Below are 23,119 nucleotides of genomic sequence, written 5' to 3'. Positions count from 1 at the left end.
ATGGATAAGACAGCAGTGGAGCTTTTTGACATGAGCGTTGCGCATGTGGGGATCAATGCCTCATGCGCAGAGGAAGCCGGACGGTGGGCGGAGGAGTTTTTATCCCTGCTCACCCTGACCACCCGGGAAACCCCGAAATCCTATTTTTCCGGGGAGCTGGTGGAGATCATGAAGGAGAACGGCAGGGGAACGCACGGCCATATTGGATTTGCGGTCAATGACTGTGAAGCGGCCATGAGATACTTTGAAGAAAAGGGCGTTAGGTTTGTAGAAGATACCAGGAAATTCCGTGAGGACGGAACCTGTTTCTTCGCCTATATGGAGCAGGAGATCGGCGGATTTGCCATCCATCTCGTGCAGGGCAGGCCATGAGCCGGGTTGCAGTCATCGGAGGAGGCGCTGCCGGAATGATGGCAGGGATCGCCGCCGCAGGCGCGGGACACCAGGTCCATATCTATGAGAAGAACGAAAAGCTTGGAAAGAAGATATTTATCACCGGCAAAGGCAGATGTAATCTGACCAATGCCTGTGATACGGAGGAGCTCTTCGGCAATGTGGTGCACAACCCCAAGTTTCTTTACAGCAGCTTTTATGGTTTTACGAACTTTGATGTGATGGACTTTATGGAGCAGAATGGCTGCCAGGTAAAGACAGAGCGGGGCAACCGTGTGTTTCCGGTTTCCGACAAGTCGTCTGATGTGATCCGCGCATTGAGCGCCCGTCTCCGGGATCTGGGTGTGGAGATCAGTCTTCATGAAGAAGTTTCCGGGATCATGACACAGGATGGGCATGTGACTGGGATCCGCCTGAAAAAGGGCGGACGGACCGTGCTGGCAGACGCGGTGATCGTGACTACCGGCGGATTATCCTATCCGACCACCGGTTCTACCGGGGACGGATACCGGTTTGCAAAGGAGTTGGGACACCGGGTTACGGAACTGTCCCCCGCGCTGGTGCCTTTCGAGGTGAAGGAACCCGTGGTGAAGGAGCTTCAGGGCCTGTCCCTGCGCAATATAAATGCCAGGATCTTAAAAGGCAGCAAGACGCTGTATGAGGAATTTGGAGAGATGCTGTTTACCCATTACGGGGTCAGCGGTCCGGTCCTTTTATCGGCCAGCAGCTTTGTGGCGTCCCAGCTTAAGAAAGGGCCGCTGGAGCTGTCCATAGATCTAAAGCCGGCTCTTTCCGAAGAGCAGCTGGATGCCCGTATCCTGAGGGATTTTGAGGAGATGAAGAATAAACAGTACAAAAATGCGCTGGTCCATCTGCTGCCCTCCAAATTGATGCCGGCAGTCGTGGAGCGCAGCGGTATCTCCCAGGAAAAGAAGGTCAATGAGATCACGCGGGAGGAACGCCGCCGGATCGTCAGCCAGATCAAAGATTTCCGTTTGACGCTGACAGGCTTCCGGGATTACAAAGAGGCGATCATCACACAGGGCGGCGTTTCCGTGAAGGAGATAAATCCCTCCACGATGGAGTCAAAGCTGGTGGAAGGGCTTTATTTTGCGGGAGAGGTGCTGGACCTGGATGCGGTGACGGGAGGGTTCAATCTCCAGATCGCCTGGTCCACCGGGTATCTGGCGGGGATTTCCGTTCCAATGTAAACGAGACATAATAAAGGAGCAGTAACAAAAAGCATGGAAAGAAAAGCATTTAACATAGCGATTGACGGCCCTGCAGGGGCGGGAAAAAGCACAATAGCAAAAATGGTTGCAAAAAAACTGGGATTTATCTACGTGGACACGGGCGCCATGTACCGCGCCATCGCACTCTGCCTGCTGCGGCAGGGCATTGCGCCGGAAGATGAACAGGCGGTCAGCGAGGCCGCACAGAAGGCCGACATCACGATCCGGTATCAGGACGGCGTGCAGCAGGTTCTGTTAAACGGTGAGGACGTTTCCGGGCTGATCCGCACGGAGGAGGCAGGCAATATGGCGTCTGCTGCCAGCGTCTACCCGGCAGTCCGGTCTCATCTTTTGGACCTTCAGCGGAATCTGGCGGCAGAGCATGATGTGATCATGGATGGACGGGATATCGGAACCTGTATCCTGCCGGATGCCGACGTCAAGATATTTTTGACAGCCAGCTCCCGCGTAAGGGCCATGCGCCGTTACAAGGAACTGGTGGAAAAAGGTGTAATGTGTAATTTGCAGGAAATTGAGCAGGATATTATAGAACGGGATGAGCGGGATATGAACCGTCCGGTCGCGCCCCTTAAGGCGGCGGAGGATGCGGTTTATGTGGACAGCTCCGAGATGGATATTGCGCAGGTGGTGCAGGCGATCATCGACGCAGCCTGCTCGAAAGGCCTCTCCTGGAAAGGGGATGTCGGATGAAGGTGACCGTAGCAAAGACCGCGGGTTTCTGTTTCGGCGTAAAACGTGCGGTGGAACAGGTTTACGAGCAGATCGCTTCCGCAGATCAGCCGGTATATACCTTCGGTCCTATCATTCACAACGAGCAGGTGGTGGAGGATTTAGAGAAGAAGGGCGTGCGGGTCTTAAATTCCGTGGAGGAGCTTGAGGCCCTGACGGAGGGGATCGTCATCATCCGGTCCCACGGCGTTGGAAAGGCAGTTTACGATCTGCTGGAGCAGCATGGGATCACCATGGTAGACGCAACCTGCCCCTTTGTAAAAAAGATCCACCGGATCGTGCAACAGCAGCAGGCAGAGGGACGCCGGGTCATCATCATCGGGAACCCTTCCCACCCGGAGGTAGAGGGCATCCGTGGCTGGGGAGACGAGCGGACTCTGGTGGTGGAAAACGCCTCTCAGATAGAAAATCTGCCGGTTTCACAGGACGAAAAGCTGTGTATCGTGTCCCAGACGACATTTAATTACAATAAATTTCAAGATTTAGTTGAAAAATTTGAGAAAAAGGGTTATGATATACTTGTTTTAAATACGATTTGCAATGCAACACAGGAAAGACAAGTGGAAGCTAGGCGTATTGCTTCTGAAGTGGAAGCTATGATTGTCATAGGAGGCAGGAATAGTTCCAACACACAGAAACTCTACGAGATATGCCAAAAGGAATGTAAGAACACTTACTTTATCCAGTCACTAGGCGATTTCAATCCTGAATGTGTGAATTCTGTGCGCAGCGTAGGTATTACAGCAGGGGCGTCCACCCCGAATCAAATTATTGAGGAGGTTCATACTAATGTCAGAATTAAGTTTTGAACAAATGTTGGAAGCATCATTAAAAACAATACGTACGGGAGAGATCGTCACTGGTAAGGTCATTGATGTGAAAGATGATGAAATCGTCTTGAATATAGGATACAAATCAGATGGTATCATTCCGAGAAGTGAGTACACCAACGAATCGAATGTAGATTTAAGGACCATGGTATCTGTCGGAGACGAGATGGAAGCCAAGGTTGTGAAAGTAAACGACGGCGAAGGCCAGGTAGCTCTGTCCTATAAGAGACTGGCAGCCGACAAGGGCAACAAGAGACTGGAAGAAGCATTTGAGAACCATGAAGTGCTGACCGCCAAGGTAGCGCAGGTTCTGGACGGAGGCTTAAGCGTGGTAGTGGACGAGGCCAGAGTCTTCATCCCGGCAAGCCTTGTATCCGACAGCTATGAGAAAGACCTGACTAAATACGCCGGTCAGGATATTGATTTTGTGATCACCGAGTTCAATCCTAAGAGAAGAAGAGTGATCGGTGACAGAAAGCAGCTGATGATCGCGAAGAAGGCTGAGATGCAGAAAGAGCTGTTCGAGCGCATCCATATTGGCGACACAGTCGAGGGTGTTGTGAAGAACGTGACTGACTTCGGCGCATTTATCGATCTGGGCGGAGCAGACGGTCTGCTTCACATCTCCGAGATGTCCTGGGGCCGTGTAGAGAACCCGAAGAAGGTATTTAAGACCGGAGACAATGTGAGAGCGCTGATCAAGGATATCAGCGGTGAGAAGATCGCCCTGAGCCTGAAGTTCCCGGAGGAGAATCCGTGGGTAAGCGCAGCTGAGAAGTATGCGGTTGGCAATATTGTGTACGGCCGTGTGGCGCGTATGACTGATTTCGGCGCATTTGTAGAGCTGGAGCCAGGCGTAGACGCATTACTCCATGTTTCCCAGATTTCCAGAGAGCATGTAGATAAACCGGCTGATGCATTGAGCATTGGACAGGAGATCGAGGCAAAGGTTGTTGATTTCAACGGGGAAGACCGTAAGATCAGCCTGAGCATCAAAGCACTGCAGGCACCGGCAGAGCATCACACAGAGGATCAGGATGTGGCTGATGTGGATATCGAGGCAATGGCAGCAGCAGACGCAGAGTAATTATTAAAAACAGATACAGTAAAAAGAGAGGCGAAGCCGGCATGACTGGCTTGCTTCTCTTTTTTTGTTTTATGGGGCATATCCTATGGGTTTTAGAGATGAAAGAAAAAATAAATAAATACAATATTATATTGACAAATAATATTATACGTTGTATAGTATTGATTGTAAGATATGTTATATGATGTATAATATAGTTCGATGAATAACACAGCCCCCAAATTGGCAAAATCAAGGATGGGGAATGTGGAGCAAGCACAAGCAGAAAGGCGGGCTGGATATGATTTTTAACACAGGCGCTGCGCTTCTGGACGCCATTGTACTGGCAGTAGTATCCAGGGAACAGCAGGGAACCTATGGGTATAAGATTACCCAGGATGTGCGGGATGTGATCGACATCTCGGAGTCAACCCTGTATCCGGTGCTCCGGCGGCTGCAGAAGGAAGATTGCCTGGAGACTTATGATATGGCGATCGACGGCAGGAACCGGAGATATTATCGGATCACGGAGAGCGGCAGACTTCAGCTGAATCTCTACCGGGGGGAATGGAGCAGCTATGCTCAGAAGATATCCACAATACTTGAGGAGGCTACAGTATGAACAGAGCAGAATTTATGAAGGAACTGGAATATCTGCTTCAGGACATTCCGGAGGAAGACAAGGAGGAAGCCCTCGCATATTACCGGGATTATCTGGAGGAAGCAGGCGATGAGAATGAGGAACAGGTTATGCGGGAGTTTGGAAGTCCGGAGCGCGTGGCGGCGATCATCCGCAGCGATCTGATCGGGAACCTGGAGGACGGCGGGGCGTTTACAGAGTCCGGATATCAGGACGAACGTTTTAAGGACCCAAATTTTCAGGTGGTAAAGCATCAGGAGCTTCCAGAGGTCCATGAGGCCGGAACGGGCGGTGCGTCCGGAAGCAGCGGCAACGCGGCGAGGCAGCGCAGACCGGGGGGACAGGATGACTGGCTGAAACGGCTCTTTAAGGTGGGCGCGCTTTTGATCGTGCTGGCAGTGGCGGCGCCAATTCTTTTGGGGATCGGCGGCGGCGTCCTGGGACTGGCCGGCGGGCTTTTAGGTATCGCAGTTGTGGTCGTTATTTTTGTAGGACTGCTCACGGTTGGTGCATGTGTAGGAGCGGTTGCCCTGCTGGTAATAGGCGTGGGAATGCTGTTTGCCCATCCTGCGGCGGGTGTCTTGATGCTTGGGCTTGGCGTTCTGTCCCTGGGCCTGGGGCTGATCGGAGTGGCGCTTTCCGTACTGGTTTATGGCAGGTTCCTTCCATATTGTATCCGCGGCACTGTGAATGTGATCAGCAGGTTTCTGCACGGTGGAAGGAGGAAACAGGCATGAATAAGGTGATAAAGTGGACTGTTGTTTTTGGGATTATTTTTTGTCTGGCAGGGATTGGCGTGATAACAGCCGGGGCCATGATGGGAGGGATGGAGGAGTTTGGGAACTATGTACAGGGCGTTGTGAATTATGGTACTCCCCACAGAAAGCAGTCAGTAGAGATCATACAGGGTTTTGAGGACGACGGTATGGTCCCGGGGGATGATACGATGATGGACAGTATCTCCTATGAACACGTAAGGAAATTAAAGATCGAAGCGGGACCGGGGGAACTTTTCGTTGTGACAGAGGACCGGGAAGATCCGCAGGATACGGCGGTCCGCGTGGAAGGATATGCGGTTGACAGTGTGCTGACCTATTCTTATGATATCCGGCAGGAGGAGGATGAACTGGAGATTGAACGCCATCACGAGTTTCAGAATATCCTTGGCCCGTTTAAAGGCCGTACTGATGACTATAAGAGCAGCAGGATGGAAACCCTGGTGATCTATATTCCGCGGGCATACCAATTCCGCGAGGTGGAGATCGAGGTCTGCAGCGACCAGTGTGGCGATCGATGAGATCCGGACGGATAAGTTGGGATTGGAACTCATGGCAGGATCTCTGACTATTAACAGCGGAAATGTCGGGGAACTTGATGCAGAGTGTAAGGCCGGGAGCATGTACCTTGGGCTGGAAGGCAAAAAACAGCAGTTTGATTATGAACTGACCTCCAATGTGGGAACCATTGTTCTTGCAGATGACCAGGAGGAACGATACACCGGGCTCAGACGGGAGAAATACATCGACAACCATGCAGGAAAAAGCGCGGAGCTGGAGTGCGATGCAGGAGAGCTTTATATCAGATTTACAGAGACAGAGAATTGACATTTGGAACCCAAAGACCATTCACATCAGGAAAAGAGGTAAGTTATGGATTTGAATAAAAAATTATATCGTTCCAGTAAAGACAGGATGCTCTGCGGCGTATGCGGCGGCATTGGAGAATATTTGAACATTGACGCTACACTGGTCCGGCTGATCTGGGCAGTGCTGGCATGTTCCGGCCCTGGGATTTTCGTCTATCTCCTGGCGGCGATCATTATCCCGCAGGATCCATACATGTAAGAAGTGCAGCCTGATTATGCGCAGAAGTACGTATTTTTGACGCTTTAACCGCGCTCCCGCCCATGGTATAATCATATAGATAAATTATGGGAGGGCAAAAGATGAAAAAGCTGAAAAATGTAATTATTCTGCTGTTGGTATTTGCAGCAGTCCTTTCAGGGTGCAGTACTTCGTCAAAAAGCGGTATGCTGAAGGTCGGCGTGAGGGATGACATCGTGGGACTGGGGTATCTAAATCCTGCGACAGGACGGTACTACGGCCTGGAGATCGACCTGGCAAAGAAGCTTGCGGATGACCTTGGTTATGCGGGCGTGGAGTTTGTGACGGTCACTCCGGATACCCGGAAGGATATGCTGCTCAACGGGGAAGTGGACTGCCTGATCGCCACATATTCTATAGAAGAATCACGGCTGAAGAATTTTGATTTCTCTCCGGCGTACTTTACGGATTACACCAGTATCATGGTGGAGAGATCTTCTCTGATCGAGCACATTGACGACCTGGTCGGGAAAACGACCGGTGTGCTGGAGGGCGCCAACACGGCGCCGAAGCTGTCGGGAAAGCTCATGGAACTGGGGCTTATCACGGCGGAAGATACAAAGGGTTCCTCTCTTGAATACCGGGATACCTATGAAGCATTGTCAGAAGCGCTGGAGGACGGCACCGTGGACGCAGTCTGTATGGACGGCGGCGTTGCGAGGGCACATATGAAGGACGACAGGATGATCCTGGAGGATGTGGCCGGAACGGAGAATTACGGTGTGGCAACAGTAAAGGGTTCTTCACTCAGCAAGCCAGTGGCAGATGCCATCCAGAAGATGCTGGATGACGGCACCATCGCCGGGCTGATTGACAAATGGGATTAGGGGGATGAGAGAGATGACAAAAGAACTTCGCAGAAAAAAGAAGCTTCTGCTGACGGTCAGCGTGGTCTGTATTATCCTTCTGGGCGCGTTTCTGACTGTAATGCAGACGAGGCTTTCCATAAGCAGCCAGCGGGAGAATACAAAAGAGAACATCATGCAGATTGAGCCGCTGGTAGAAAAGGCATATGCTACGGCGGAGCAGAACCGGATCAGCTATGACGAGGTGTACCAGTCCAAGGCGGAAACGGTCGCTTACATGGCAAACAAGGACAGCCGTTTTGCCGAGAGCAGTTATTACTTAAAGGATCTGGCTTCCAGGATGAATGTGGATGATATCATTCTGCTGGACCGGGAAGGCAACCAGATCGCAGCATCCGGTTCTGTTTCTGTGGATTTTACGCGCACGCGGTATAATCAACTCAGGACCGTGTTTGAGACGGACAAACCGTCTGAGGCATTTGAAGTCGTCAGGGATGGTATCACACGCCGTTATTACGCTGCCAGAATCAATGCCGACAGGCTGGCGGTGATCGCGCAGGATCCGGCGGAGCTTCATCAGATCCAGGCAGGTATCAATTCCTGGGAAAGCATGCTCGGCAATGTGAAGGTCGGACTTAACGGCTACACCTTTGCCGTATCCAGCCAGGACTATACTGTACTGTATCATCCTGACGGGACAAAGCTGGGCCAGGATTCCATCGATGCCGGTCTGGAAGTGGAGAACCTGGAAGATGGTTTTTACGGCTGGATGACCATGAACGGCGAACGCCTGTACTGCGGCGTCAAGAAACTGGATGCGCATAATGCATATGTGATCTGTGCGGTGCCGGAGGCGGAGCTTGTATCCTCCGGGAATATCACTGTAGGGATCGTGCTGTTCATCTTCTTTGTGGTGCTCACGATCGTGGTCTCTTATGGTTTTTTGATCCTCCAGGACCAGAAGAAGGAGAAGGAGGACGGGGAAGCTGCCCAAACTGCATTTGGAAGTATTGTGTACAATAAGCCGCTGGGCAGGAAGCTCGGCACGCTTTGTGCGGTAGGGCTGATCTTTGTTTTGGTCGTCTCATTTTATATGCAGACACTGTTTTCCCTGTCCATGCGTTCTATCAGCAACAGCCGGCAGGTAGAGGATGTTCAGGCCACCTTTTTAAAGAACCAGGAGGATGTGGAGACACTCACTGCCCAGTACAACCGGCGATACTTAAACAAGTGCCAGATTGCCGCATATATCCTGAGCGGCAATCCCCAGCTTCAGAACCGGGAAGAGCTGGCTGGTTTAAGCCAGGTATTGGATGTGGAATTCATCATGCTGTTTGATAGTCAGGGCAGAGAACTGGTGTCTGATTCCACCTATGTCAATTTTGAGATAAGCAGCAACCCGGAGGATCAGTCCTATGCATTCGGCAAGCTTTTACAGGGCGTCGAATCGGTGGTCCAGGAGTCCATGCCCGATGAGATATCCGGTCAGTATCACCAGTACATCGGAGCGCTCATGTATGACAGCCAGGGAAATCCCGATGGGTTTGCACAGATTTCCCTCTATCCGGAAAAACTGGAGGAGGCGCTTTCTGCCACGAAGCTGTCCTCAGTCCTGGGTAGTGTGAAAGCCAGTGCAGGCGGGTTTGCGTTTGCCGTAGACAAAGAAACAAAAGACTTTTCCTGGTTTCCCCAGGAGCGGATGATCGGGAAGAATGCTCTTACATATGGAATGACGGAAAACCAGTTCCGGGACGGTTACTGTGATTATATCACCATAGAGAACAGGAAATATTACGGCTCCAGCCTGGAGACTGAGACAGACTATATCTATGTGGTAACTCCGGAGGACAGGATCAACAGCCTGCGCCTTCCGGTGGCCCTGGCAAGCACAGGCGCAAGCCTGGTCTTTCTGCTGGTCATCTTCGTGCTGCTCACCACAAGCCGCAGAGTAAAGGATAAGGGTGCACAGGAACAGGCCGCAGCGACAGACAGCCCGATGATCGATGTAATGCTGCCGGACGGGCGTGTGGGCAAGACTGACACGGCTGCAAGCCGCTGGGCTAACAATTCTGTCAAGTGGGATGAGAAGACCCCGGAACAGCAGATCGCATCGATCCTGAAGGGACTGATGTCTGTCCTGGCCCTGGTCATCTGTGTTTCGGTGCTGTTTAAAGACCGATTTTTCGGTGCGGATTCCATCTTCCTCTATGTTATCAACGGCGGATGGGAGCGGGGCGTCAATGTCTTTGCAGTCACTGGCTGCATTATGATCATCTGTGTGGTCAGCGTGTTTGTCATGCTGTTCCGGGAGATATTAAAGATGCTCTCCAGGACCTTCGGCGCCCGGGGAGAGACTGTGTGCAGGATGATCCGCAGCTTTGCAAAGTATATTTCTGTGATCGCGATGATGTATTACTGTTTTGCGCTGTTTGGCGTGGATACAAAGACGCTGCTGGCTTCCGCAGGCATCCTGTCCCTGGTCATCGGCCTTGGGGCCAAGGAGCTTGTATCAGATATCCTGGCCGGGCTGTTCATCATCTTTGAAGGGGAGTTCCGTGTGGGCGATATCGTCACGGTAGGCGACTGGCGCGGTACCGTGCAGGAGATCGGAGTGCGGACTACCAAGATCATGGATCCGGGACAGAATGTGAAGATCATCAGCAACAGCAACGTCAGCGGTGTCATCAACATGACCAGGAAGAATTCCTATACCTTCTGCGACGTTGGCATTGAGTACGGCGAGTCCCTGGAGCGTGTGGAGAATATCCTGGCAAAGGAGCTGCCGTCCATAAAGAAGCGGCTGCCGTCCATCAAAGATGGCCCGTTCTACAAGGGCGTGGTTTCCCTTGGGGACAACAGTGTCAATATCCGTATCATGGCTCAATGTGCCGAGTCAGACCGGGCGCAGCTTGGCAGGGATCTAAACCGCGAGATGAAGCTTTTATTTGACAAGTATGATATCAACATCCCGTTCCCGCAGGTGGTGCTCAACCAGCCAAAGGAATATCAGAAGGCGACGGAGCTGGAGAAAATGCGCGCAGATGCGTTCAATGAGACCCAGAAGGTGCTTTCCAAAGAGATGAAGGCAGGTTCAGAGACCTAAAAATCGAATAAACTGGAAAATACAGGGCATACTCCTAAAGAAATCAGAAAGGAGTGTGCCCTGTTTATGTCAAAGAGCAAGAAATCGAAAGAACCGTTTGATGTGAATCATATGACACCGGAGGAGCAGTTAAAGTTTGAGATCGCAGAGGAGCTGGGACTGGGAGACCGGGTGATAAAAGAAGGCTGGAGATGCCTGACATCCAAAGAAAGCGGCCGGATCGGCGGCCTGATCACCAAAAGAAAGCGAGAAATGCAAAAAGAAGCCTTAGAAGCAACCCCCTTGTCAAAATAAGGAAAATTTTTTATAATGGAACGTAACTGTTCAGGCCGGCGGGGATAACTCAATAAAAATCTGCGTCAAGCTCGCTTGTAAGCAGGTTTTTATTGAGTTATCCCCATCGGAGGAACCTCCGATGCTTCCTGGATGACCCCCAGGTCATCCAGGAAGAGAGCCGTCCGTATATAACCAGGGACCATTATTACAGCAGCTATCGGATCAATGAAAGGAACCATATGAACCCAATACATCAGAAAAGCCTGAGAAGCGGTTATACAACCGGTACGTGCGCGTCGGCTGCGGCGAAGGCCGCAGCCATTTTTCTGCTAACAGGAAAAGAACCCGATTCAGTTAATCTGAAGCTGCCGGAGGGAGAAGAAGGAATCTGGTATCCAAAACCATGCACGGACCCGGGATACGAAGGCTTTTTTCAGGTCCAGAAAGACGCAGGAGACGATCCGGACGTGACCGACAGATCCTGGATATGCGCCAGGGTATCCCCCATAAGCCGCCCCCGGCTCACAGAACTGAAAGACAGCGGCAGAGGGTACTGGCTGGAGGATTATCCCGATCTATACATAAATGGGGGAACCGGAATCGGTATCGCCACCAAACCAGGGCTGTCCTGCCCTCCTGGACACTATGCCATCAACCCTGTTCCAAGGAGTATGATCGCAGCCGCAGTGTGGCAGACCTGTCAGCAGGCGGCATATGAAGGCTGTCTTGAAGTGCAGGTTGCCATACCGGAGGGGCAACGTCTGGCGGAAAAGACGTTCAATCCCCGTCTGGGTATCGAGGGCGGGATCTCAGTTCTGGGAACTACCGGAATCGTAAAGCCCATGAGCGAGGAGGCGCTTTTAGAGACCATACGGCTGGATATCCATATGAAGGGGACAGCCGGCGAGAAGATCCTGCTGTTGGCTCCGGGGAATTACGGTGAGAATTTCCTGCGGGAGAATATGGGAGTGCCTCTGGGAGAAGCGGTGCTCTGCAGCAATTTCGTGGGTGATGCCGTAGCGATGCTTGTGAAAGAGCAGATCCGGCAGGTGCTGTTTGTGGGACATATTGGCAAACTGGTGAAAGTCTCAGCGGGAGTCCGGAATACCCATTCCCGTTATGGGGACGGCCGGATGGAGCAGATGGCGGAGCTTTTGCAAACTGCAGCTCCGGAAAATGCAGCCCTGCGCCAGGCGGTCCTTCAGTGCAATACCACGGAGGAGGCGGTTTCCCTCCTGCGGGAAGCGGGATCTGCAGAACAGACGCTGAATCTTTTGGCGGCACGGGTAAAAGCCCAGCTGGAGGAATGGTCTGGAGGACAACTAAAAGCCCAAGTGGTGACATTTTCTTCCGCATACGGTATACTTGGTAAGACATCACAGGCGGATGAGCTGCTTACACAGTGGAAGCGGCAGAAGCAGCAAAAACAACACAGGGAGGACGCAAATTGAGACTGGCAGTGATCAGTTTTACAAGGGCAGGAGCCCGGATATGCGGGAAACTGGCAGAACAGTTCCGGGAACAGGGCATATCCTGTGAAGGATATATACATAAAAATTTTACGGATGGATTTCAGGGGATTCCTGATATCTTTGCATTAGAAGAACCGGTGGGACAGTGGACCGGACGGATGTTTGATCGTGTGGACGGGCTTTTTTATATAGGCGCGGCGGGAATTGCCGTGCGCGCCATAGCGCCGTATCTGAAGGACAAGATGACAGATCCGGCTGTGGTGGTGGTCGACGAGCAGGGAAGCTACGCGGTCTCGCTCCTTTCCGGGCATGTGGGAGGAGCCAACCGTTTAGCGCGGATGGCTGCCGATATTCTTGGCGCAGTTCCGATCATCACCACTGCATCTGATGTGCAGGGCCGGACAGCGGTGGATGTGTGGGCGGCAGAGCGGCGCTTGAAGCTCTCCGACCGGGAGCTGGCGAAGCAGACAGCTTCTGCCCTGGTAAATGGAGAACCGGTTGGTTTTTACAGTGATTATCATCTGGCAGAACCGGAGCCGGAGGATTATGCACGGGGAAAGCAGTGCCGGATGAATGTGTGGGTCACCTGCCGCCGGTTTCCGGAGCCGGACAGCGCCATCGCCCGTTTTTTGCCGGAAGATGCGGGAATTCTCCGTTTGATCCCGGAAGCGCTCACGGTGGGGATCGGGTGCAGAAGGAACACGGATGCAGACCAGGTGTTTGATGCGGTAAAGGAGACGTTTATAAAGCATGGTCTGGATCTGAGAGCAGTAGCGCGGCTGGCGAGTATTACGATCAAGAAAAATGAGGGCGGCCTGCTTCAGACAGCCGCATCCATGCAGGTGCCGTTTGTGACCTATACCGCAGAAGAACTGGAACAGGTACAGGGAGAAATAGCGGAATCAGCTTTTGTCAGGAAAGTGACGGGGACCGGGAATGTCTGTGAGCGGGCGGCCCTTCTGGGCGCCGGGCCGGGGAGCCGCCTTCTGGTACACAAGGAGATCTGCGGCAGTGTGACAATAGCAGTTGCAGAGGCCCGTATGGAGATAGAAAGGACAGAGCTATGAGTGCAGTCAGGGCATTGATCTTGGGAGGGACCTCAGAGGGGAGGGAGCTGGCGGAATTTGCGTCGGAACACCAGGTCCCTGTGTTGGTCAGCGTGGTATCGGAATATGGGGAAAGCCTGATCGGGGAGGATCCCTGTGTGCAGGTGCGCCGCGGCGCGCTGGATGAGGACGGCATGGAGGCCCTTATGCGCAGGGAACAGCCGGAGATCGTGCTGGATGCAACCCATCCCTATGCAGGCGTGGTGACCGGCCAGGCCGCCGCCCTGTGCAAAAAGCTGGGGATTCCTTACTGGAGGGTTGTGAGAGCGGAGATCTCCCGCTGTGACGTGACAGGGGCAGTGTATGGAGATGTCTTTTTTGTCCCGTCCACAGAGGCAGCAGCAGCCTTGTTGGAGCGGGACAGGGAACCGGTGCTTTTGACTACCGGGAGCAAGGAGCTGGAGGTTTTTGCAAAGAAGAAGTATCTGAAAGGCAGGATATATGCCAGAGTACTCCCAAGCAGCACAGTCCTGGATAAGTGCGGAGCGCTTGGGATCGGAGGCTCTCATCTGATCGCCATGCAGGGCCCGTTCTCTGAGGAGCTGAACCGGGCTATCCTGCGCCAGATCGGGGCGCGGTGGTTGGTGACCAAGGAGTCCGGAGACCGCGGGGGTTTTTTGGAAAAAATAATGGCGGCAAGGAAGTGCGGCTGCCGGGTGATCGTGATCGGGCGTCCGGTGAAGGAGGAGGGCGTCTCTCTGGAGGAAGCGAAAGAACTTCTTCGGAGGGAACCCGTCTCCATGGCGGAGGAGAGGCAGGCGGTTTCAGGCGGAGCTCCCACAAAAGCGGCGAGACAGCTCTCTCTGATCGGCATGGGGATGGGAGGCGGAAGACAGCTCACCCTGGAGGCGGCGGAAGCTCTTCAGGCATGTGACGCCGTTCTGGGAGCGCCCCGTATGCTGGAGGATGTACGGCGCTGGTGTCCGGGGGCTAAAAAGGAGCCGCGCTATCTGGCAGACAAGATCCTGGACTGGCTGGACGACCATCCCGGATACAGAAATATTGGAGTCATATATTCAGGGGACACAGGGTTTTACAGTGGGAGCTCTTCTCTTGTAAAAGCGCTGCGGACGCGCTGTGGGGAAAGCCCCCTGGAGGACTGCGGCTGGCAGGTAAAGGTATATCCGGGGATCTCGTCGGTCAGCAGCCTCTGTGCCAGAATGCAGGTATCCTGGGAGGGGATGTATCTTGCCAGCGCTCATGGAAGAAACTGTGATGTGGTGGAGCTGTTGCGCAGCCATCCGCGTCTGTTTCTGCTGCTGGGGGGCGCTGAAAACCTGGGAAGTGTCTGCCGCAGGCTTTCAGAGGCCGGATATGGGGACGCGTCGGTGACAGCCGGTGTCCGTATGGGATATCCAGATGAAAGGATCATGACCGGCAGGGCAGAAGCATTCTGCCGGGCGGAGGCAGATGAGCTGGCGGCTGTCGTGATCGAGAGAACATAAGAGGACAAAAGCAGGAACCGGAGGGGAACCATGAGAGACGAATGTTTTATCCGGGGAGATATCCCCATGACAAAGAGTGAGGTGCGGGCGGTGTCCCTCTCGAAGCTGGAGCTTGGGAAAGACAGCGTCGTCTATGATATCGGCGCCGGAACAGGTTCTGTTTCTGTGGAAGCGGCGCTGCTGGCTCCGGAGGGACATGTATACGCGTTTGAACAGAAGGAAGAAGGGTGCCGCCTGATCAGCGCCAACAGGGAGAAGTTCGGCATTTCAAACCTGACGGTGGCATCGGGGAAAGCGCCGGAGATCCTTGACGGGTATCCGGCGCCGGATAAGGTGTTCGTGGGAGGGAGCGGCGGCAGCCTGGAAGCGATCCTGGATACGGTATTTCAGAGGAATCCCGCGGTGCAGGTAGTACTCAATGTGATTGCTCTGGAAAGCCTGTGCCGTGCCACGGAATACTTTAAACGCCGCGGGATGGAGCCGGATATCACCTGCGTGCAGGTATCCCGCGCCCAGGTGCGGGGAGGCTATCATATGATGCAGGGACAGAACCCGGTATATATCATAACGGCGGGGCTGCCGGTATCTGGTAAGCATATAGATGTTACCGGTACTCAGGTGTCCGCGGAAGCCTCCATGCCAGGCAGAAGCGTTTTATCTGCCAGGAACCTGCCGGATGAAGCGCACATACCGCGTATCCTCATAGCGGCGGCAGCAAGCGGCAGCGGAAAGACCATGATCACCACCGGACTGCTTGCGCTTTTAAAACGGCGTGGACTGTCATGCGCCGCTTTCAAATGCGGACCTGATTACATTGATCCCATGTTCCACCGCCATGTGCTGGGGATAACGGGAGGGAACCTGGACAGCTTTTTCCTGGACAGGACAGAGGTGCGCAGGTTGTTTGTAAACAGGGCCGGGATGAAGGATATGGCAGTGATCGAGGGCGTCATGGGATATTATGACGGAGTTGCCGGCAATACGGTGCAGGCAAGTACATATGAGATCGCCGGGATCACAGATACTCCCGTGATCCTGGTGGTGGACGGTAAAAAGAGCAGTTTGTCCCTGGCGGCGGAGCTAAAAGGCTTCCGGGAGTATAAAAGGGACAGCCGGATCGCCGGCGTCATCTTAAACCGCACTTCTCCCCTGATGATGGAGCGGCTTAAGCCGTTTCTGGAGGAACAGGGCGTTGTCTGCCTGGGCGCGGTGCCTAAGTGCGCGGAGGCAGAGTTTGAAAGCCGCCACCTGGGGCTTTCTATACCGGAGGAGCAGGAGCGGTTTGCTGCCCGGGTGGAACTGCTGGCGGACCGGCTGGAGCAGTGCCTGGATGTGGACGGTATATGCAGGCTGGCGGAGGCAGCTTCGCCGGTTGTCGTACCGGAAAAGGAGGAGAAAGCCGCAGGACCCCGTAAAAAACGACGTATGGCCATTGCCAGGGACGAGGCATTCTGCTTTTATTATCAGGAAAACCTGGATTTTCTGGAAGCTTCCGGCTGGGAGCTGGTGCCCTTTTCCCCGCTTTCAGATGCGCACCTGCCGGAGCAGACGGCTGCGGTCCTGCTGGGAGGCGGGTATCCGGAGATCTATGCAAAGCAGCTGTCGGAAAACCGTTCCATGCTGGAGGAAATACGCCGGGCGGCTGATGGCGGGGTCAAGCTCCTTGCAGAGTGCGGAGGGTTTCTCTACCTGCATGACAGCCTGGAGGGCAGTGATGGAGGCATCTATCCCATGGCTGGCGTGATCAGAGGAAACGGCTACCGGACCAGCAGACTGTCCAGGTTTGGCTATATCACGCTGAACGGACCCGGGGGGAGTATCCGCGGACATGAGTTTCATTACTGGGACAGCACGGCGCCGGGTACCTCTATGCGGGCGCAGAAGCCCGGAAGCGGCCGTGGTTGGGACTGCATGTATGTGACTGAGCATATGGTGGCGGGTTTTCCCCATCTTTACTATCTCTCCTCGCCGCAATGGATCCTGGGCTTTTTGGAGGGATCTGTCCTATGATGCATCTGGTCACGGGAGGAAGCGCCAGCGGCAAATCAGCCTATGCGGAGAGGCTTGCGATGGAATGCAGGGGACGCCGCTATTATGTGGCGACCATGAGGCCCTGGGGAGAGGAAGGACGCCGCCGGATAGAACGGCACAGGGAAATGAGGAAGGACAAACAGTTTACGACGGTGGAGTGCTGCACCGGCCTGGAACATCTGGCACTTGGGGGGGCAAAAGAGCGTACAGTCCTTTTAGAATGCATGTCAAACCTGGTGGCAAATGAGCAGTTTGAGACGGGAGGGACCGATTGTGAAATCTGTGCCAGAATTGAGAATGGAATCCGGCACTTGCAAAAACAGGCTGGAGACATTATCATAGTAACAAATGAAGTATTTTCAGATGGACAGGCATACGAGCCGGAGACCATGCGCTATATCGGGCTGTTGGGGCAGGTGAACCAAAATCTTGCCTCCATGGCGGACCGGGTGACTGAGGTGGTCTGCGGGATACCGCTGCCGGTCAAATACCAGAGATAAAGGGGATTGTGTATGAAAGAACTAAAAAAGAGAATCTGGACGATCGCTGCTGCGGTGATCGTGGTGGCAGCTGCATTTGGCATGGGGGCTGTCTGGAAGGGGACAAGGGGCGGACTGGTCCAGGAAAAGGAAGCCATTACCCAGGATATCCTTCAGCAGCAGATCCAGGAGATCGGCGAGCTTGCCACGGCGAAATACTACTATACCAACATGGGCAGGTATGAGAACACCCTTCAGGTCGGCGGAAAGAATATTCCGTTTACCAAAAAGATGTTCATCATTTCCTATGACGGGACCGTTAAGGCTGGTGTGGAGCTCAAGGATATCCGTGTGACGCTGGAGGACCGGGTCATCAGGGTGGTCATTCCAGAGGCCAGGATCCTGTCCCATGAGGTGGATATGGAATCTGTCACGGTATTTGATGAGAAGAACAGCATTTTCAACGGGCTTGCCACGGAGGATGTGACACGGTTTTTGACGGAGCAGCATGTGCTGATGGAGGAAAAAGCTGTGGGCAGCGGGATCCTTGAGGATGCACGAAAGAATGCCGGGAACAGTTTAAAGGCGTTATACCAGGCGCTGTTAAAAGAGCATGAGGACGACGAGGAAGGCTATACCCTGGAGGTGGAATTTGAGTAATCCAGATAAGGGACGGGGCGGGGGAATGATCCAGAGCCTTGTCATCGCTCTGTCCATGTATTCCCGTATCCCGATGCCCGCCATGGAATGGAGCGAGGCGGGGATGAAGTATGCGCTCTGCTTTTTTCCGCTGGTGGGTGTGGTGATCGGAGCGCTGGTCGCGGTCTTTCACGGGCTTTCGGGACGGCTGGGGCTGGGGGAGACGGCTGCTGCCTGCATCGGGACGGCTCTGCCGCTCCTGGTGACAGGAGGGATCCATATGGATGGATTTCTTGATACGGTGGATGCCAGAAGCTCCTGCCAGGACAGGCAGCGGAAGCTGGAGATATTAAAGGACCCCCATACGGGGGCGTTTGCCGTGATCGGGGGCGGCGTCTATCTGCTCATCTATGCGGCGGTTTTCAGCACTTTAAAGGAACGGGCCTTCCCGGCCGTGGCGGGAGTCTATGTGATGACCAGGGCATTCAGCGGCTGGTCTGTGGTGTCGTTCCCCAAAGCGAAGAAAGACGGGCTTGCCAGCACGTTTGCTTCCGGGGCGCAGGTGAGGGCTGTTCAGGTTTCCATGGCCGTCTGGGCGCTTTTGGCAGCCGGGTTTATCTGGGATGCCGGCGGTTTTTGCATGGCAGCCGCTCTGGTGGTCACAGGGGCTGGTACGCTCTTTTGGTATTACCGGATGGCGGTGCGGGAGTTCGGCGGCATGACCGGTGATCTGGCTGGATATTTTCTGCAGATCGCGGAGCTGTCCATGCTGGCAGTGCTGGCGGTGTGGACATCCTGGATCCTCTGATATTTTGATAAAGACAGGAGAGTACTTATGATTCTGATTGTTGGCGGCAGCTGTCAGGGCAAGGCAGAATATGCACGCGGCCTTCTGGAGCAGTGTAAAGGCGCCGGACCATCTGAGCGCAGCCTGGATGACTGTCGTCCGGAGGACAGTATGGCGGACGGAAGAACGGACTGCTGGAGCCAGGTTTCCGGGAAGGCCTGCCTGGTGAATTTCCACGGCTTTTTGAGGCAGGTGATGGAGGCGGGGCTGGACCCGGATGCTTTTACGGATGAGGTGATCTGCAGCGGCACGCAGATCATCACCATGGATGAAGTGGGCTGCGGGATCGTGCCGGTGGAGCGGTCAGAGCGGGACTACCGGGAGGCGGTGGGCCGTGCAGGGCAGCGGATCGCCGGGGAGGCGGATGAGGTGTACCGCATGATGTGCGGGATCCCAATGCGGATCAAATAGATACGCCGCAGTGATTATGACAGAAAATGGAGACAGACAGGACAGATGACAGAACTTGGAATGATGGAATATGCAGCGGCGGTGTACGTTGGATTTTTGCTGGACTGCATCATAGGAGACCCGCAGGGCTGGTGGCATCCCGTGAAGGCCATGGGGTGGCTGGTCCAGAAGCTGGAGCCTCCTCTGCGGCGCATATTCCCTGAGACAAAAAAGGGCCTGCTGGCTGCGGGAACCCTGCTGGTGTGCTGTGTGGCAGGAGCCTCCGTGGCAGCTTCCGGCCTGATCCTTGCAGCGGCAGGGCGGATCCATCCCTATGTAAGGTTCCTCCTTATGGGGATCATGTGTGGACAGATCCTGGCAGGAAGATCCTTAAAAACCGAGAGCATGAAGGTGTATGACGCCCTGCGGGCCGGAGATATCCCGGGGGCGCGCCGTGCGGTCTCCATGATCGTGGGCAGGGATACGGATCAGCTGACAGCCGGGGGGATCACAAAGGCGGCGGTGGAGACCGTGGCGGAGAATGCGTCGGACGGGGTGATCGCTCCGCTCTGCTTTATGCTCCTGCTGGGGCCTGCAGGCGGTTTTTTCTATAAGGCGGTCAATACCATGGATTCCATGGTGGGTTATCGAAATGAGCGCTATCTGTACTTTGGCAGAGCGGCGGCGCGTCTGGACGATGTGGTCAACTGGATCCCGGCGCGTCTGACGGCATGTTTTTTTATCCTGGCGGCGTGGGTGCTTCCGGGGTTTGACGGGGCAGGTGCATGGCGTATCTGGAGGCGGGACCGCAGGTGCCATAAAAGCCCCAATTCCGCCCAGTGTGAATCTGCCTGCGCCGGGGCGCTGGGGGTACAGCTGGCAGGGGACGCCTGGTATTTCGGTATACTCCACAAAAAGCCGTTCATCGGGGACGACACCCGCCCGGTGGAGCCGGAGGATATCGTCAGGGTGAACCGCATCATGTATACAGCATTGGTACTGGCACTTTTAGCAGGAGGAGGAACACTATGGAGCGTCACGCACATGGCGGGGATATTTATGGGAATGTGATCTCCCACGATTTTTCAATCAATCTAAATCCCCTTGGGATGCCGGAGCAGGTGGTCAGGCGGCTTCGGGATTCTGTAGAGGACTGGGGACGCTATCCGGACCCGGAATGCAGGGAACTGACCGGACGGCTTGCCAGGCTCCACAAGACGGAACCATCCCGGATCTTCTGCGGCAACGGGGCGGCAGAGCTGATCTGTCTGCTGGTCCAGGTAAAAAGGCCGAAGAAAGCGCTGGTTCCTGCCCCTGCCTTTTTTGAATACGAGCGGGCGCTGCGCAGCGTGGGCTGTCAGGTGGAATATTACCACCTGGAGGAACAGGGGGGATTTGTCCCTGATATGGAAAACATGGCGGAGAAGGTGACGGAGGACACGGATATGGTGTTTTTCTGTAATCCCAACAATCCGACGGGAGTTGCCGTGACCGCAGGGGAGATCCGAAAGCTGGCAAAAGCCTGTCATCAGAACCGGGCGTTTCTGGTTGTGGATGAATGTTTTTGCGAGTTTTTAGAAAACCCGGAGCAGAGCTCGGCGGTCCCGCTGACGGCGGAGTATCCGCAGATGGCGGTCCTGCGGGCCTTTACCAAGACTTTTGCTATGGCGGGGCTGCGTCTGGGCTATGGGATCTGCCGGGAGGCGGGGCTGTGGGAGCAGCTCTACAAAAACCGTCAGCCCTGGAGCGTGTCGCTTCCGGCCCAGGTAGCGGGCGTTGCTGCGCTGGAGCCGCAGGCCTGTGGGGAATATCTGGAACGCACGCGGGAGCTTTTGCGGCAGCAGAGGGAGGCGCTTACATCCGGCCTTGAAGGGCTGGGGTTTAAAGTATATCCCTCAAATGCCAATTACCTGCTTTTTAAGGCGCCGTGGGAAATAAAAGGAGAGGCGGATTCTCTTTACGAGCAGTGCAGGCTAAGGGGAATCCTGATCCGGGACTGCAAAAACTTTACAGGCCTTACAGCCGGGTATTACCGTGTCTGCGTCGGCAGGCAGGAGGAGAATCTGTATTTACTGGAACAGCTTGGACAGATACTGGACAAAGGAGAGGGGCGGCAATGAGCTTATACCGAATAATATTGGCAGACGACGAGGAGGAAGTGCGCAAGGGCATAATCCGGAAGATTGACTGGCAGCGGCTGGGGTTTGAAGTGGTCGGCGATGCGGAGAACGGGGAGGATGCCCTGGAAAAGATCGAGCAGCTGGAGCCGGATGTGGTGATGACGGACATCCGGATGCCCTACATGGACGGCCTGACCCTGACGGCGAAGATCCGTCAAAAGTATCCCTCTGTCAAGGTGCTGATCTTCTCGGGATTCGATGATTTTGAGTATGCCCAGCAGGCGATCAAGCTGAATGTGACTGAATATATCCTGAAGCCGGTCAATGTGGAGGAGCTTTCCGAGATCTTGAACCGTGTCCGGGAAAACCTGGATGAAGAGATCAAGCAGCGCCGGAATGTGGATCTTTTACGGGTCAGCTATCAGAACAGCCTGCCCATACTGCGGGAGCTGTTCTTAAATGATATGGTGCGCGGTACCGTACATGGGGCGCAGATTGATGAAAAGCTGAAGGAGTACGGCGTGGATATCCTGGACGCCAGGAAATGGATCGCCGCCCTGATCCATGTGGAGCAGGAGGAGCAGACCGAGGGGCGGGTGCTCTCCAAGCACCGGGAGCTGATCCCCATCTCCGTGAAAAAGCTGGTGGAGGACAATTTAAAGGATTACTGCCGTTTTATCATATTTAACTCCGCAGCGGGCATCGCGCTGATCGCCGCCGTGGACGACAGCAATACCCAGACGGGCCTGATCGACCAGCTGGGGGATATCTGCAAGGAGAGCAAGCGGATCCTGGAGGTGACCATCACGGTCGGCGTGGGACACAGCTGTACCAGCTTAGAGCAGATCGGCACCTCCTACCAGTCGGCGGAGGACGCCCTTGGGTACCGCGCCATCGTGGGTCCGGGGAATACGATCTATATCAACGACGTGGAGCCGGTCAGCCGCGGGAAGCTCCAGCTGGACGGCAAGGACGAGGCAGAGCTGGTGAATGCCATCAAGTTTGGACCGAAGGACCAGATCCGGGAGGTGATCCAGCGGCTGGTGGTCCGGATGGGGGATGCCAAGGTCCATGTGCGCCAGCACCAGCTCTATATGCTCTCCATTGTCAACTGCATTACCCAGCTCATGCAGCAGTATGATTTCAATCCCGGCGACATGTTCAGGGTCCAGGAGCAGTACACCGATATCCTGTCAGCGATCCAGCGCAGGGAAGAGTTTGAGGACTGGATCCTGCAGGTGGCGTACCGGATGAATGAGAGCATGGACCGGGAGCGGGACAATACCACCAGGAAGGTGATCCTGGAGGCAAAACAGTACATCCAGGACAATTACCAGAACCCGGACCTGTCCGTGGAGATGCTCTGCCGCCAGCTCCACATGAGCCCTGCATATTTTTCCACCGTATTCAAAAAAGAGACAGGACAGACCTATATCGCCTATCTTACTGAGGTCCGGCTTGACAAGGCGGTAGAACTGCTCAATGAGACGGATGACAAGACCTATATTATCGCCCAGAAGGTGGGATACCAGGAACAGAATTATTTCAGTTATGTTTTTAAGAAACGGTTTGGCGTATCCCCGACCAAGTTCCGGGGGGCGCAGTAGCATA

24 protein-coding genes are annotated in these 23,119 nt (G+C 54.4%); all 24 read left to right on the top strand.

Going from position 1 to position 23,119, the window contains the following annotated elements:
* Positions 1-372, top strand: coding sequence for a VOC family protein (locus tag AB1I67_RS16090; RefSeq protein WP_367030911.1), 372 nt, complete (start codon positions 1-3; stop codon positions 370-372).
* Positions 369-1,604 (top strand): NAD(P)/FAD-dependent oxidoreductase, encoded by a 1,236-nt coding sequence (locus AB1I67_RS16085; RefSeq protein ID WP_367030910.1) that lies wholly within the window; start codon positions 369-371, stop codon positions 1,602-1,604. The genes AB1I67_RS16090 and AB1I67_RS16085 overlap by 4 nt, the downstream gene beginning before the upstream one ends.
* A gap of 33 nt (positions 1,605-1,637) precedes the next feature.
* Positions 1,638-2,336 carry a (d)CMP kinase gene (gene cmk, locus AB1I67_RS16080; protein ID WP_367030909.1) on the top strand — a complete coding sequence of 233 codons (699 nt, stop codon included), beginning with the start codon at positions 1,638-1,640 and terminating at the stop codon, positions 2,334-2,336.
* Positions 2,333-3,184, top strand: a complete 852-nt coding sequence (gene ispH, locus AB1I67_RS16075; protein ID WP_367030908.1) for a 4-hydroxy-3-methylbut-2-enyl diphosphate reductase — start codon at positions 2,333-2,335, stop codon at positions 3,182-3,184. The genes cmk and ispH overlap by 4 nt, the downstream gene beginning before the upstream one ends.
* Positions 3,165-4,292: a 30S ribosomal protein S1 gene (gene rpsA, locus AB1I67_RS16070; RefSeq protein WP_367030907.1), complete on the top strand. Its 1,128-nt coding sequence runs from the start codon at positions 3,165-3,167 to the stop codon at positions 4,290-4,292. The genes ispH and rpsA overlap by 20 nt, the downstream gene beginning before the upstream one ends.
* Positions 4,293-4,572: 280 nt before the next feature.
* Complete coding sequence (locus AB1I67_RS16065; RefSeq protein WP_367030906.1) at positions 4,573-4,893, top strand: PadR family transcriptional regulator; 321 nt, start codon at positions 4,573-4,575, stop codon at positions 4,891-4,893.
* Complete coding sequence (locus tag AB1I67_RS16060; RefSeq protein WP_367030905.1) at positions 4,890-5,648, top strand: DUF1700 domain-containing protein; 759 nt, start codon at positions 4,890-4,892, stop codon at positions 5,646-5,648. Before AB1I67_RS16065 ends, AB1I67_RS16060 begins: the two co-directional genes overlap by 4 nt.
* The gene (locus AB1I67_RS16055; RefSeq protein ID WP_367030904.1) at positions 5,645-6,208 is read left to right on the top strand and encodes a hypothetical protein; all 564 of its coding nucleotides are present in this window, start codon (positions 5,645-5,647) and stop codon (positions 6,206-6,208) included. Before AB1I67_RS16060 ends, AB1I67_RS16055 begins: the two co-directional genes overlap by 4 nt.
* Positions 6,195-6,515: a hypothetical protein gene (locus AB1I67_RS16050; protein WP_367030903.1), complete on the top strand. Its 321-nt coding sequence runs from the start codon at positions 6,195-6,197 to the stop codon at positions 6,513-6,515. Before AB1I67_RS16055 ends, AB1I67_RS16050 begins: the two co-directional genes overlap by 14 nt.
* Positions 6,516-6,566: 51 nt before the next feature.
* Entirely contained in the window at positions 6,567-6,755 is a 189-nt protein-coding gene (locus AB1I67_RS16045) for a PspC domain-containing protein (protein ID WP_367032629.1), read from the top strand.
* Between the two features lie 101 nt (positions 6,756-6,856).
* Positions 6,857-7,621 carry a transporter substrate-binding domain-containing protein gene (locus tag AB1I67_RS16040; RefSeq protein ID WP_367030902.1) on the top strand — a complete coding sequence of 255 codons (765 nt, stop codon included), beginning with the start codon at positions 6,857-6,859 and terminating at the stop codon, positions 7,619-7,621.
* Between the two features lie 13 nt (positions 7,622-7,634).
* Positions 7,635-10,703 (top strand): mechanosensitive ion channel domain-containing protein, encoded by a 3,069-nt coding sequence (locus AB1I67_RS16035; protein WP_367030901.1) that lies wholly within the window; start codon positions 7,635-7,637, stop codon positions 10,701-10,703.
* 66 nt (positions 10,704-10,769) lie between these two features.
* Entirely contained in the window at positions 10,770-10,997 is a 228-nt protein-coding gene (locus AB1I67_RS16030; RefSeq protein ID WP_367030900.1) for a small, acid-soluble spore protein, alpha/beta type, read from the top strand.
* Positions 10,998-11,089: 92 nt separating this feature from the next.
* Complete coding sequence (gene cbiD, locus AB1I67_RS16025; protein WP_367030898.1) at positions 11,090-12,430, top strand: cobalt-precorrin-5B (C(1))-methyltransferase CbiD; 1,341 nt, start codon at positions 11,090-11,092, stop codon at positions 12,428-12,430.
* Positions 12,427-13,518, top strand: a complete 1,092-nt coding sequence (locus AB1I67_RS16020; protein ID WP_367030897.1) for a cobalt-precorrin 5A hydrolase — start codon at positions 12,427-12,429, stop codon at positions 13,516-13,518. The genes cbiD and AB1I67_RS16020 overlap by 4 nt, the downstream gene beginning before the upstream one ends.
* A complete protein-coding gene (gene cobK / locus AB1I67_RS16015) occupies positions 13,515-15,002 on the top strand; it encodes a precorrin-6A reductase (protein ID WP_367030896.1) in 1,488 nt (495 codons plus the stop codon). The genes AB1I67_RS16020 and cobK overlap by 4 nt, the downstream gene beginning before the upstream one ends.
* Before the next feature lie 30 nt (positions 15,003-15,032).
* Entirely contained in the window at positions 15,033-17,012 is a 1,980-nt protein-coding gene (locus AB1I67_RS16010; RefSeq protein ID WP_367030894.1) for a cobyrinate a,c-diamide synthase, read from the top strand.
* Positions 17,009-17,533 (top strand): bifunctional adenosylcobinamide kinase/adenosylcobinamide-phosphate guanylyltransferase, encoded by a 525-nt coding sequence (locus AB1I67_RS16005; RefSeq protein ID WP_367030893.1) that lies wholly within the window; start codon positions 17,009-17,011, stop codon positions 17,531-17,533. The genes AB1I67_RS16010 and AB1I67_RS16005 overlap by 4 nt, the downstream gene beginning before the upstream one ends.
* A gap of 12 nt (positions 17,534-17,545) precedes the next feature.
* The gene (locus AB1I67_RS16000) at positions 17,546-18,172 is read left to right on the top strand and encodes a DUF4230 domain-containing protein (protein WP_367030892.1); all 627 of its coding nucleotides are present in this window, start codon (positions 17,546-17,548) and stop codon (positions 18,170-18,172) included.
* Positions 18,165-18,959, top strand: a complete 795-nt coding sequence (locus AB1I67_RS15995; protein ID WP_367030891.1) for an adenosylcobinamide-GDP ribazoletransferase — start codon at positions 18,165-18,167, stop codon at positions 18,957-18,959. The genes AB1I67_RS16000 and AB1I67_RS15995 overlap by 8 nt, the downstream gene beginning before the upstream one ends.
* Before the next feature lie 27 nt (positions 18,960-18,986).
* Positions 18,987-19,409, top strand: a complete 423-nt coding sequence (locus AB1I67_RS15990) for a bifunctional adenosylcobinamide kinase/adenosylcobinamide-phosphate guanylyltransferase (protein WP_367030890.1) — start codon at positions 18,987-18,989, stop codon at positions 19,407-19,409.
* A 45-nt stretch (positions 19,410-19,454) separates the two neighbouring features.
* On the top strand, positions 19,455-20,459 hold the full coding sequence (gene cbiB, locus AB1I67_RS15985; protein ID WP_367030888.1) for an adenosylcobinamide-phosphate synthase CbiB: 1,005 nt from the start codon (positions 19,455-19,457) through the stop codon (positions 20,457-20,459).
* Positions 20,417-21,508 carry a histidinol-phosphate transaminase gene (locus tag AB1I67_RS15980; protein ID WP_367030887.1) on the top strand — a complete coding sequence of 364 codons (1,092 nt, stop codon included), beginning with the start codon at positions 20,417-20,419 and terminating at the stop codon, positions 21,506-21,508. The genes cbiB and AB1I67_RS15980 overlap by 43 nt, the downstream gene beginning before the upstream one ends.
* Positions 21,505-23,115 (top strand): response regulator, encoded by a 1,611-nt coding sequence (locus AB1I67_RS15975; protein WP_367030886.1) that lies wholly within the window; start codon positions 21,505-21,507, stop codon positions 23,113-23,115. Before AB1I67_RS15980 ends, AB1I67_RS15975 begins: the two co-directional genes overlap by 4 nt.
* The last annotated feature ends 4 nt before the right edge of the window (positions 23,116-23,119 follow it).

The organism is Clostridium sp. AN503 (assembly GCF_040719375.1).
Taxonomy (GTDB): domain Bacteria; phylum Bacillota; class Clostridia; order Lachnospirales; family Lachnospiraceae; genus Brotaphodocola.
The sequence above is the reverse complement of the archived record's forward strand: the minus strand, read 5'-3'. Positions and strand labels throughout refer to the sequence as shown.

What these genes read in the sequence shown, in the direction of transcription:
- cobK (WP_367030896.1), top strand. Translation starts at nt 13,515, where the DNA reads ATGAGTGCAGTCAGGGCATTGATCTTGGGAGGGACCTCAGAGGGGAGG.
- AB1I67_RS16065 (WP_367030906.1), top strand. Translation starts at nt 4,573, where the DNA reads ATGATTTTTAACACAGGCGCTGCGCTTCTGGACGCCATTGTACTGGCA.
- ispH (WP_367030908.1), top strand. Translation starts at nt 2,333, where the DNA reads ATGAAGGTGACCGTAGCAAAGACCGCGGGTTTCTGTTTCGGCGTAAAA.
- AB1I67_RS15980 (WP_367030887.1), top strand. Translation starts at nt 20,417, where the DNA reads ATGGAGCGTCACGCACATGGCGGGGATATTTATGGGAATGTGATCTCC.
- AB1I67_RS15990 (WP_367030890.1), top strand. Translation starts at nt 18,987, where the DNA reads ATGATTCTGATTGTTGGCGGCAGCTGTCAGGGCAAGGCAGAATATGCA.
- AB1I67_RS16000 (WP_367030892.1), top strand. Translation starts at nt 17,546, where the DNA reads ATGAAAGAACTAAAAAAGAGAATCTGGACGATCGCTGCTGCGGTGATC.
- AB1I67_RS16090 (WP_367030911.1), top strand. Translation starts at nt 1, where the DNA reads ATGGATAAGACAGCAGTGGAGCTTTTTGACATGAGCGTTGCGCATGTG.
- AB1I67_RS16010 (WP_367030894.1), top strand. Translation starts at nt 15,033, where the DNA reads ATGAGAGACGAATGTTTTATCCGGGGAGATATCCCCATGACAAAGAGT.
- AB1I67_RS16040 (WP_367030902.1), top strand. Translation starts at nt 6,857, where the DNA reads ATGAAAAAGCTGAAAAATGTAATTATTCTGCTGTTGGTATTTGCAGCA.
- AB1I67_RS16030 (WP_367030900.1), top strand. Translation starts at nt 10,770, where the DNA reads ATGTCAAAGAGCAAGAAATCGAAAGAACCGTTTGATGTGAATCATATG.
- AB1I67_RS16035 (WP_367030901.1), top strand. Translation starts at nt 7,635, where the DNA reads ATGACAAAAGAACTTCGCAGAAAAAAGAAGCTTCTGCTGACGGTCAGC.
- AB1I67_RS16055 (WP_367030904.1), top strand. Translation starts at nt 5,645, where the DNA reads ATGAATAAGGTGATAAAGTGGACTGTTGTTTTTGGGATTATTTTTTGT.
- cmk (WP_367030909.1), top strand. Translation starts at nt 1,638, where the DNA reads ATGGAAAGAAAAGCATTTAACATAGCGATTGACGGCCCTGCAGGGGCG.
- AB1I67_RS16060 (WP_367030905.1), top strand. Translation starts at nt 4,890, where the DNA reads ATGAACAGAGCAGAATTTATGAAGGAACTGGAATATCTGCTTCAGGAC.
- rpsA (WP_367030907.1), top strand. Translation starts at nt 3,165, where the DNA reads ATGTCAGAATTAAGTTTTGAACAAATGTTGGAAGCATCATTAAAAACA.
- AB1I67_RS16085 (WP_367030910.1), top strand. Translation starts at nt 369, where the DNA reads ATGAGCCGGGTTGCAGTCATCGGAGGAGGCGCTGCCGGAATGATGGCA.
- AB1I67_RS16005 (WP_367030893.1), top strand. Translation starts at nt 17,009, where the DNA reads ATGATGCATCTGGTCACGGGAGGAAGCGCCAGCGGCAAATCAGCCTAT.
- cbiB (WP_367030888.1), top strand. Translation starts at nt 19,455, where the DNA reads ATGACAGAACTTGGAATGATGGAATATGCAGCGGCGGTGTACGTTGGA.
- AB1I67_RS15975 (WP_367030886.1), top strand. Translation starts at nt 21,505, where the DNA reads ATGAGCTTATACCGAATAATATTGGCAGACGACGAGGAGGAAGTGCGC.